At 67.5% G+C, this 10,908-nt stretch carries 7 protein-coding genes; all 7 read left to right on the forward strand.

Annotated elements, in window-relative coordinates; genetic code table 11:
- Positions 1-4,617: filamentous haemagglutinin family protein (locus FFS27_RS20355; RefSeq protein WP_171019208.1), on the forward strand; the 4,617-nt coding region annotated here is incomplete at its 5' end.
- A 391-nt stretch (positions 4,618-5,008) separates the two neighbouring features.
- On the forward strand, positions 5,009-5,611 hold the full coding sequence (locus FFS27_RS34100) for a transposase (protein WP_003085362.1): 603 nt from the start codon (positions 5,009-5,011) through the stop codon (positions 5,609-5,611).
- A 164-nt stretch (positions 5,612-5,775) separates the two neighbouring features.
- Positions 5,776-7,410: a ShlB/FhaC/HecB family hemolysin secretion/activation protein gene (locus FFS27_RS20365; RefSeq protein ID WP_015503474.1), complete on the forward strand. Its 1,635-nt coding sequence runs from the start codon at positions 5,776-5,778 to the stop codon at positions 7,408-7,410.
- A gap of 23 nt (positions 7,411-7,433) precedes the next feature.
- On the forward strand, positions 7,434-9,281 hold the full coding sequence (locus FFS27_RS20370; RefSeq protein ID WP_003116530.1) for a DUF2341 domain-containing protein: 1,848 nt from the start codon (positions 7,434-7,436) through the stop codon (positions 9,279-9,281).
- A gap of 10 nt (positions 9,282-9,291) precedes the next feature.
- A complete protein-coding gene (locus FFS27_RS20375) occupies positions 9,292-9,711 on the forward strand; it encodes an ExbD/TolR family protein (protein ID WP_003085366.1) in 420 nt (139 codons plus the stop codon).
- 8 nt (positions 9,712-9,719) lie between these two features.
- A complete protein-coding gene (locus FFS27_RS20380; protein ID WP_003098450.1) occupies positions 9,720-10,466 on the forward strand; it encodes an energy transducer TonB family protein in 747 nt (248 codons plus the stop codon).
- Between the two features lie 67 nt (positions 10,467-10,533).
- The coding region (locus FFS27_RS20385; RefSeq protein ID WP_177527256.1) for a putative porin at positions 10,534-10,908 on the forward strand (375 nt) is incomplete at its 3' end.

Here is a 10,908-nt window from a genome sequence, read left to right on the forward strand (position 1 = left end):
ATCACCCTCAGTGCCGTGCAGCGCTACGACGACGCGCCGGTCGCCGCTCTGCCGGCGAGCAACGGCCGGCCGTACCAGGAGATCACCCAGGCCTACCTGGATGGCAAGCACCAGCAGAGCGAACTGTTCATGCAGGCGGCGTTGGCCAATAGCGCCCTGCTCGACGGCAAGCTGGCTGGATTGAACAATGCCACCTACGCGGAAGCTTTCCACCTGCGCCCCGGGCTGGAGATCGTCAGCGCCACGGCCGATGGCGACCTGGTGGTGCAGGGCGACCTGGACCTGTCGGGCCATCGCTACGCCAGTCTCAACCCGCGGACGGCGAAAACCTCGGTATACGGCTCCGGCGAGGCCGGTTCGCTGGCGATCCGCGCCGGCGGCGACCTGAACATTTACGGCAGCGTCACCGACGGTTTCGCCCCGCCGCCGGAAACCGACGACGATCAGGGCTGGTTGCTGCTAGCCGGCCAGGATCACCTGGGCGGCGATCGGGTGGTGCCGACGGCTGGCGTGCGGCTGGACGACGACAGCTTCTTCCCGGCCGGCAAGACGCTCAACTTCGAACTGCCGATCAAGGCCATGACCCTGGCCGCCGGTACCCGGCTGCCGGTCGAGGCGGTGCTCAGCCAGCCACTGCAACTGCCGGCGGGAACGGTGCTCGAGGGAGCGTTGCTGGATGCCGCCGGCAACCTGCTCCGGCCGGCCGGCAGCCTGCTTGGCGAGGCTCTGGACCTGCCCGCCGGCACCCGCCTCGGCGCCGGCAGCCGTCTGCCGCTGGCGACGCCCGTGACGGGGATGACCTGGCCGGGCGGCGTGCCGCTGCCCGGCCGCGCCACGCTGGCCAACGACGAAGTCGACGGCGTGCGTCTGGCCGGTGGACTGGCCTTGCGCGCCGGGGCCTTCCTGCCGGCTGGCAGCGATATCCGCCTGCCCGATGGCGCCGCGTCGGTGGACGTACGCCCGGCCGGTGCGGTTTCGCACAATTGGGCCATCGCGCCGATGCTGGCGGCCGGTTCGCAGTCCTGGAGCGTGCGCCTGGTGGCTGGCGCCGATCTGCAGGCGGCCGATCCGCGGCTGACCGATCCGCGTTCCAGCGGGCAGATGCGCCTCGCCGATACGCACTACGGCATGCGGCGCATACCGGCGGCGGGTGGTGGGCTGGTATGGACCCAGGAAGGGGTGGATAACTGGGGCGATCCTAGCCTCAAGCCCGGTGATCCACTGGACCCGGAGGCTTTGGGCTACCCGACCATCTGCGACGATTTCCCGACCTGGTGCGCCGCGAGTTCGGGCGGCATGGTGTGGACCGAGGAAGGGGTGGCAGGATGGGGCGACCCCGGCATCAAGCCGGGCGACCCACTGGACCCGGAGGCTTTGGGCTACCCGACCATCTGTGACGATTTCCCGACCTGGTGCGCTGCGTCCAGCGACGACTATGCGCTGGAAGCCGAACCCTACGCTTCGCGCTTCAGCGTGCTGCGCACCGGCACTGGCGATCTCGACCTGTTCGCCGCCGGCAACCTGCGTATGGATTCGCCATTCGGAGTCTACACCGCCGGTACCGCGAGCGCGGTCGATTCCAGCTACAACCTGGCGCGTGCCAGGGACGGCGGCAGCGTTCTGCGCGATCCGGCGCTGGGCGGTTACGAGCAATGGGTGGACGGCGGCGAACAGAGCCTCTACAGCGCTTGGTACCCGACCCTGGGCGGCAACCTGACGCTGGCGGTCGGTGGCGATCTGCGCGGCGATGTGCTGGGTCGGTTGTCCGGCGCCGTACCCAACGCCGGCTACGACTCGGCGGCCGTCGGCAACTGGCTCTGGCGCCAGGGCAGCGGTTCGACCGCCGGTACGGCCGACCGCACCGCCTGGTGGATCAATTTCGGCACCTATGCGCGCCAGCCGGGCGGCGATGGAGCGGCTGCCGCCACGCAGCAGGTGGGCTTCACCGGCATCGGCACCCTGGGCGGTGGCGATCTGAGCCTGAAGGTCGCGGGCGATGCGGGCGTCATCGAGGCGCGCACGTCCAGCGTTCCGCAGGAAACGTCGCAGCGCAGCCAGGGGCTGGTGCTGGCGGTGGGCGGTAGCGGCCGGGTAGGCGCCGATGGCCAACTGACCCTGAGCGGCGGCGGAGACATGGACGTACGTATCGGCGGTGCGCTCAACCCGTTGACGCCCTTCGATCAGGGCAGTTCACTGTACGGCGCGATGGTCAACCTGCGCGGCAATGCTCAGGTCCGGGCGACGAGCCTGGGTGGTATCGATCTGATCTATGGTCGTCTGGATAGCGATCAGGTTCCGGGCGAACGGCGCGCCTACGATCCCTTCGTCTCGACCCTCGGCCTGGCCAACGGCGGGCCGACGCTGGTGCCGGGCGACGCCACCTTCAGCCTGAACAGCCTGGGTGACCTGGTGCTGCAAGGGGTGGTCGATCCCGGGCGGACGCCGTTGATGAACGGCACCCCCTATACCAGCGCCAGCGGTGTCGAGGGTTACGGCCTGAGCGGTTTCTCGTTGTGGACCGAACGCACGGCGATCGACCTGACATCGGCGGGAGGCAACCTGACCCCGGTTTCCCAAGGTAGGACGGAACAGGACACCGATTCCGCGCTGGTCTATCCGGCGAAGCTGTCGGCCGTGGCGCTGACCGGCAGCCTCTATTATGGCAACGCGACACTCCGCGAAAACGCTCGCAGCGACAGGACCGCGCTGGTCCTGGCGCCGTCGAGTCAGGGCCGTCTCGACCTGCTGGCCGGCGACTCCATCTACGCCGGCGGCTACAGCATCAGCCGTTCCGGCGCCAGCACCGGCAGCCTGGCCACGCCGCTGAATCCGAGCTACCAGGGCTATACCGGGATCACGCGGCAGGTCGACAACCTGTCCAGCGACGGCAGCCGCGCCGACACGAACCACTTCCCGTTGTTCGCCTTCGGCGCCAACAGCGTCTCCGGCGAATGGGGGGCGGCGCTGGAACCGTCGCGCTTCTACGCCCTTGCGGGTGATCTGGTCGGTGTCGACAGTGGCCGGCTGCTGCGCTACACCGGGACCAGCGATGTGCGTTTCGGCCAGTTGCGTTACGAGGGGCATGGTGCGGTGCGCATGATCGCCGGCCGTGACATCGTCAGCAGCGGCACCGGGTTGGGCTCCGAGCGGACCGCGAGCGACAACATGGGGGTCTACGCCAGCAGCGGCAATCTGTTCGTCAATACCTCGGCTACCGACGTGTCGCTGGTGCAGGCGGGGCGCGACATCCTCTACGGCAACTTCAACGTCGCGGGACCGGGCAGCCTGGAGATCAGCGCCGGACGCAACCTGCTGATGAACGACGAGGTGGCGGTCACCAGCCTGGGGGCGGTCGCCGCGGGCGACACGCGCTCCGGCGCCAGCATCGTCCTGCAGGCGGGCGCCAGCCAGGCGGACTACTCCGGCTTCCTCCGGCGTTACCTGGAGCTCGACAACCTGGCGCAGGCAGGAACGCCCCTGGCGGAACAGCCCGGCAAGGTGGTACGGATCTACGAAAACGAATTGATCGAATGGTTGAGCGGGCGTTATGGCTTCAGCGGCGACGCACAGCAGGCGCGGGAGTTCCTCGCCGGCCTCTCGGCGGAGCAGCAGCGGATCTTCGCCCGCGAGGTGTACTTCGCCGAGCTCAAGGCCGGCGGCCGCGAGTACAACGAGGTCGGCGGAGTGCGCCAGGGCAGCTACTTGCGCGGGCGCAACGCGATCGCCGCGCTGTTCCCCGAGCGCGATCCGGCGGGCAATCCGATCAGCTACGAAGGCGATATCGTCATGTACGGCGGTGCCGGCGTGCATACCAACTTCGGTGGCGACATCCAGTTGCTCACCCCGGGTGGGCAGCAGGTATTCGGTATCGAAGGTGAGGCGCCGCCGTCCACCGCCGGTGTGGTGACCCAGGGCGTTGGCAATATCCGTTCCTACGCCCTTAGCAGCATCCTGCTCGGCCAGAGCCGGGTGATGACCACCTTCGGTGGCGATATCCAGATCTGGTCGGCCGAGGGCGACATCAACGCCGGGCGCGGCAGCAAGACCACCGTGGTCTACACCCCGCCGCGGCGCATCTACGACGCCTGGGGCAACGTCAGCCTGTCGCCGCAGGTGCCTAGCACCGGCGCCGGTATCGCCACCCTCAACCCGATTCCCGAAGTGGCGCCGGGCGACATCGACCTGATCGCCCCGCTCGGCACCATCGATGCCGGCGAGGCGGGCATCCGGGTCTCCGGCAACGTCAACGTGGCGGCGCTGCAGGTGGTCAACGCGGCGAACATCCAGACCCAGGGCCAGTCCAGCGGCATTCCGCTGGTGGCTTCGGTGAATACCGGTGCGTTGACCTCCGCCAGCGCCGCGGCGAGTTCCGCGACCCAGGCGGCGGAGGACGTCAGTCGCCAGCAGCAGGCCGCCGCGCGGCAGCGCATGCCGTCGGTGATCACGGTGCAGGTGCTCGGGTTCGGCAACGAGCGCCTGGAGCCTTCGCGCGACGGCGCCAGTCGTTCGCCGGGCTACAACCCGGACAGCGCCGTGCAGGTGCTCGGCGCCGGAGCCCTCGGCGAACAGGCGCGCAGCCAATTGACCGATGAAGAGCGCGGCAACCTGATCCTGTAAGGCACCGCCGCGGAGGCACGATACCCGCCAGGCCCTCCCCACGGAGGGCCTTTTTTTCGGCGAACTTCCGAGGTGCTGGTCGATTCTCGGGTGAATGCCCGTTCGTCCCCGCCGGCGGCGCGCGAACGGCCGGTCGCATGAAGTTTTCATGACAAAAGTTCGGTGGTGCGGCGGGGTTGCCGTCAAACAGGTGTGAATGAGGAAAACGGAATTCAGTGGTGAAAGGCAGGGACGGGAACGAAAGGAATCGGCCATTTCCCGGTTGCGCTGACCGGTTGCTGGAAATGAGCGTGTCGTTCGAGAAAGACGCGTTCCGCTCTGAAACAAGAGAACAGTATCCGCTAACGGCCGTGGTCACTCCGGTGAATACGGCGAAGGACGGTGAGTATTGATGGAAAGTTACTCGAAAGTCGGTATGCAGGAACTTGACCAGCGCCTATCGAAGATCGTCGAAGCCGCACGCAAGAAACCGGTATCGGTTTATCGATATGGGGCGCCATGGGTCTGGATAGTGTCCCAGGAAGATTGGCAGGGGGCGCTCAAGGAAGTGTCCAGCTATATACCGCCGGGACATTCCCTGGCGTTGCTGAAACCGCAAATAGAAAGTCTCCTTGGCGAAGAGGCTAAAGTCCTCTCGGCGCTCGCCCGCGAACATGGCATGCAGTTGGCCCCGGAGCCGCTGATCCATGCGCTGCTGCTGCAACTGCTGTACGCGATTCCCAGCGAGCAGCAGTTGTACGAGCAATTGAACTACAACCTGCTGTATCGCTGGTTCGTCGGCCTGGAAATGAAGCAGAAGATCTGGAGTTTTCCGGTTTTCGTCGGCGATATAACCGTCCTGCTGAACAGCGCGGAGGCGGTAAGGATAATAGGCAGGATTATCGGGGAAGTGATTTCCGGGGATCTCATGCAGATGCCGGAGTTCTCCCTGAACTTCGCCTTGTTGCATACATGGCAAGCGCGCCATGGCGGAGCGCGACGGCTGAATATCTAGCGCGAAAGTGAAAATAGAGAAGAACGAAATTTCATAAGGGCGGGGCGCTGTTTTTAACAGGTTGTTCATGCGTCATCGCTAGTTTGTTGTCTTTCATAGAACTGTTCGATGAACGGACTTGTTGCATTAGAACAATAAGTCCCGATGGAACTTCGGGGGACCGTGTGAAGCGTTCGCTGTTCAATTGTGCGCACCCGTTTCGCCAGCGCTGGTCGATCGGTTGCCTGGCTGTCGCATTGTCGTGCGCTTCGCTGGCCGACGAGGCCCCTCCCGCCGCGGCGGGAGCCGAGCCCCAGCGTCTGGTGGACATCAACGAGTACGTGGTACGCGGCAACACCGTGCTGGACAACCGCGCCATCGAGGCGGCGGTGTATCCCTTCCTTGGACCGCAGCGCAGCCTGGGCGACATCGAGGGGGCGCGCGATGCGCTGCAGGCCGCCTACCAGGAGAAGGGCTACCAGTCGGTCTACGTCGAGCTGCCGGAGCAGCAGGTGAGCGGCGGGGTGGTCTACCTGCAGGTCACCGAGACCACTGTCGGTCGCGTCCGGGTGGTTGGTGCCAAGCACTATTCGCCGGTGGAGTTGCGCGAGGAAGTGCCGGCCCTGGAGGAGGGCAAGGTACCCGACTTCGCCCAGGTCCAGCGCGAGCTGGCGCAGGTCAACCGCACCCCCGGCCGCCAGGTGCTGCCGATGGTGCGCGAGGGCCAGCGGCCCGGCACCATGGACGTCGACCTGCAGGTGGAAGACAAGAATCCCTGGCACGCCAGCATCGGCCTGAACAACGACTACAGCGCCGACACCCGTCACTTGCGCTCGGTGGTTTCGCTGGGCTACGACAACCTCTGGCAACTCGGCCACGCCATCTCGCTGACCTATTTCACCGCGCCGCAGGACCAGGACAACGCCAAGGTCTGGTCCGGCTCCTACACCGCGCCGCTGAGCCAGCGCTGGAGCGTGCAGCTGTCCGGCTACCAGTCCGACAGCGACGTGGCCACGGTGGGCAGCATGAATGTGGTCGGCCAGGGCCATTCCTATGGCGTCGCGGCGATCTACAGCCTGCCGGTCACCGGCCTCTGGTCGCACTCGTTCTCCTTCGGCGTCGACTTCAAGGACTTCGAGGAACAGACCCGGATCGGCGGCAACAACGACAGGGTGCCGATCAAGTACGCCCCGCTGACCCTCAGCTACAACGGCTTCCGCTACACCGAACGTTCCCAGTTGGCCCTCGGCCTGAGCCTGGTGGCCGGTACCGGCAGTCTCCTCGGCTACGGCGACGACGACGAGGAATTCGACCGCAAGCGTTATCGCGCCAAGTCCGGCTTCGGTGTGCTCAAGGGCGATCTCAACCACACCCTGACCTTCGGCGGCGACTGGCAGGTGGCGACCAAGGCGGCCTTCCAGCTCGCCTCCGGGCCGCTGATCTCCAACGAACAGTTCGCTGCCGGCGGTGCCACCAGCGTGCGTGGCTACCTGGCGGCGGAGAACACCGCCGACGACGGCTACCTGCTCTCCCAGGAATGGCGTACGCCGTCCCTCGGACGCTTCCTCGGCAAGCGCGCCGGCAGCTATGTCAACGACTGGCGCTTCTACGTGTTCGCCGAGGGCGCGCAACTGCGCCTGCAGGATGCGCTGCCCGAGCAGGACGACGACTTCAGCCTGGCCAGCGTCGGCATCGGCACCCGCGCGCAACTCGCCGACTGGCTGTCCGGCAGCCTCGACTGGGCCTTCCCGCTGCTGGAAGGGACGAACACCGACAAACACGACTCGCGCCTGCATTTCAGCGTGCAGGCGAGCTTCTGACGCTGACCCCGGAGTAACCCCACATGTATCGCTTATTGCTGACATCGCTGATCTGCCTGGGCCTGCTGGCCCCGGCCAGCGCCAGTGCCTGGTGGCAGGACGACTGGCAGTACCGCAAGCAGGTCTCGGTCGATACCACCCCGCAAGGCGCGGCGATCAACGACAGTCTCGGTCGCCTGCCGCTGCTGGTGCGCCTGCATACCGGCAACTTCACCTTCGACGGGGTCAACGAGAACGGCTCGGACATCCGCTTCGTCGCCGCCGACGACAAGACCGTGTTGCGCCACCAGGTCGAGAGCTTCGACCCACTGATGGGCATGGCCCTGATCTGGGTCGACGTGCCGCGGGTGGAGGGTGGCCAGCGCCAGGACATCTGGATGTACTACGGCAACGCCAAGGCGCCGGAGAGCGGCAACGGCCAGTCGGTGTTCGACCCGGACTACACCCTGGTCTATCACTTCGACGGTGCGCCGGGCACTCCGCCGCGGGACTCCACCGCCTACGCCAACAATGCGCAGACCGCCGCCGGCAGTCCGGTGGAGGGCGTCATCGGTCGCTCCGCGCAACTGCTGGGCCAGCCGCTGCTGCTGCCGGCCAGCCCATCGCTGGCGGTGAGCGCCGGTGGCACCTTCAGCTTCAGCGGCTGGGTGCGTCCCGACCAACTGGCCGGCGAACAGGTCCTGCTGTCGCGCCGCGAAGGCGGCAACGCCCTGTTGGTCGGCCTGGCCCAGGGCGCGCCCTTCGTCGAGCTGAACGGTCAGCGCGCTGCCGCCAGCCAGGCCCTGGCGCAGGGGCAATGGCAGCATCTGGCGCTGGTCGCCGACGGTACCCGGCTGGCGCTGTATCTCGGCGGTCGCGAAGTCGCCAGCCTGGCGGCGGCGCTGCCGGCGTTCAGCGGCGCGATCGCCATCGGCGCGGAAGGCCAGGCCGCGCCTGCGGTCGCCACCGAAGCGGCAAGCGGGGAAGGTGAGGCGAGCGCCGCGGCGCCGACCCTGCAACCCTTCCAGGGCGCCATCGACGAGTTGCGCCTGTCGAAGATCGCCCGCCCGGCGGCGCTGCTCCTCGCCGATGCCACCGCCCAGGGCGCCGAGTCGCGCCTGGTGGCCTACGGGGTCGACGAGAAGCAGTCCGGCTTCGGCTTCGGCAAGCTCGGCTTCCTGCTCAACGCAGTGCCGCTGGATGCCTGGGTGATCATCGCGATCCTGGCGCTGATGATGGTCCAGTCGTGGGTCATCATGTACCGCAAGAACCAGAACGTCGGCCGTGTCAGTCGCGCCAACGGGCTGTTCCGCGAGCGCTTCGCCGAGGTCGGCACGCGCCTGGAACTGCTCGCCGACGACCGCGAGCTGGCCGCCCGCCTGCAACACTCCTCGCTGTGGCGCCTGTACCAGGTGGCGGTGAAGGAGATCCGCACCCGCCGCGAGCAGGGCGCCGACACCTCTTCCGTCTCCGCGGCCACCATCGAGGCGATCCGCGCCTCCATGGACGGCGTGCGCACCAAGGAGAACCAGCAGCTCGGCTCGCGCCTGTCGAGCCTGTCCAACGCCATCGCCGGCGGCCCCTACATCGGCCTGCTCGGCACCGTGCTGGGGATCATGGTGGTGTTCCTCGGCACCGCCATGGCCGGCGACGTCAACATCAATGCCATCGCCCCGGGCATGGCCGCCGCCCTGCTGGCCACGGCCATGGGCCTGTTCGTCGCGATCCCCGCGTTGTTCGGCTACAACCGCCTGGTCACGCGGAACAAGGAAGTCAGCGCGGACATGCGGGTGTTCGTCGACGAGTTCGTCACCCGCCTCGCCGAGGTGCATGGCGAAAGCCAGCTCAGCGAAGTGGCCCATCGTCGCAACGGCCAGCCGTTGCCGGCCTGAGGAGAACGCCATGGCTTCCGTGAACAGCAGCCACGACGATGACGACGACGGCGCCGTCGACAGCATCAACATCACCCCGCTGGTGGACGTGCTGATGGTGGTGCTGGTGATGTTCATCCTCACCGCCACCGCCCAGGTCGCCGGGATCCAGATCAACCTGCCGAAGGCCAGTGCCACCGTGGCGCTGTCGCAGCCCAAGACCAAGGCGATCTCGGTGAACGATGCCGGCCAGGTGTTCCTCGACGCCTACCCGGTGACCCTGCCCGAGCTGGAGGACCGCCTGCGTACGGAGAAGGCCCTCAACCCCGACTTCCCGGTAGTGGTCCGCGGCGACGCCACGGTGCAGTACCAGAAGGTCATCGAGGTCCTCGACCTGCTGCGCCGCCTGGAGCTGTCCCAGGTCGGCCTGGTCACCGGCAAACCGACCTGAGGCCCGGGATGAACATGTCCGCCGATCCCAAGCACACCCCCGAGCCGAAAAATGCCGCGCCGCTGTCCATCGACGGCCGCCCGGCGAACCCGACCCTGCGCTACCTCAAGTGGGGCCTCGGCGCGCTGCTGCTCGCCGGCCTCGCCTGGCTGGTCTGGGAGTGGGCCAACGACATGAGCGGCGTGCGCCGCGAGGCGCCCAAGGTGCCGGCGATCATCCCGCTGCCGCCACCGCCTCCGCCGCCGCCGGAAAAACCGCCGGAACCGGAGCAGCCGGTGGAAGAGGAAAAGATCGTCGAGCCGGAACCGCAACCCGAACTGGAGGAGGTCAAGCCGCAGGAGGAAGCGCCGCCGTCGCCGGCCGACGACCTGGCCGACCCGATGCAGATGGATGGCGACGCCCAGTCCGGCTCCGACGCTTTCAACATCGGCGCCGGCAAGGGCGGCGGGATGGCCGGTTCCGGCGGCGGTCGCGCCGGCAACGCCAGCTATAGCCAGTACCTGGCCTACGCCTTCCAGCGCCTGCTGCGGGACAACCCGGAGCTGCGCAACCTGGCGTTCCGCCTGCAGGCGGAGATCTGGCTGAGTTCCTCGGGGGATATCACCCGGGCCGAACTGACCCGCTCCAGCGGCGACCCCGAGACCGACCAGAAGGTGCTGGCCGCGCTGCGCGCCGCCGGCCGCCTGGAAGAACGCCCGCCGGCTTCGCTGACCCTGCCGGTGCGCATCGCCCTGCAGGGCAAGCGGCCGGGATGAGAAGACGCCAACCCAGAACGATTTCCGGCAGGCGACTGCCTTGAAGGACCTTAGGAGCCGTACACAGATGAACGCGAAAGTGAACCGACTGGCGCTGGGGATGGGCGTCATGCTCGCCGCGCTGGCCGGCCAGGCGCAGGCCCAGCCGCCGGCGCCCTCGGAGAACGCCACGATCAACCTGATCCGCCTGTTGGTACAGCAGGGCGTGTTGAAGAAGGAACAGGCCGATGCGCTGGTCAGGCAGGCCGAGGCCGAGGCGTTGCAGGCCCAGCAGGCGCGCCAGGCCGTGGCGCCCGCGGCGGCCGTCGCCGCGGTCCCCGGGGAGGTCCGCGTACCCTATATCCCGCAGGTGGTGCGCGACCAGATCCGAGACGAAGTGAAGGCCGAGGTAATGACCCAGGCCAAGGCGGAGAACTGGGCGCAGCCCAACGCCTTCCCGGAC

The sequence above is a fragment of the Pseudomonas sp. 2VD genome, assembly GCF_005503585.1.
Lineage (GTDB): Bacteria > Pseudomonadota > Gammaproteobacteria > Pseudomonadales > Pseudomonadaceae > Pseudomonas > Pseudomonas aeruginosa.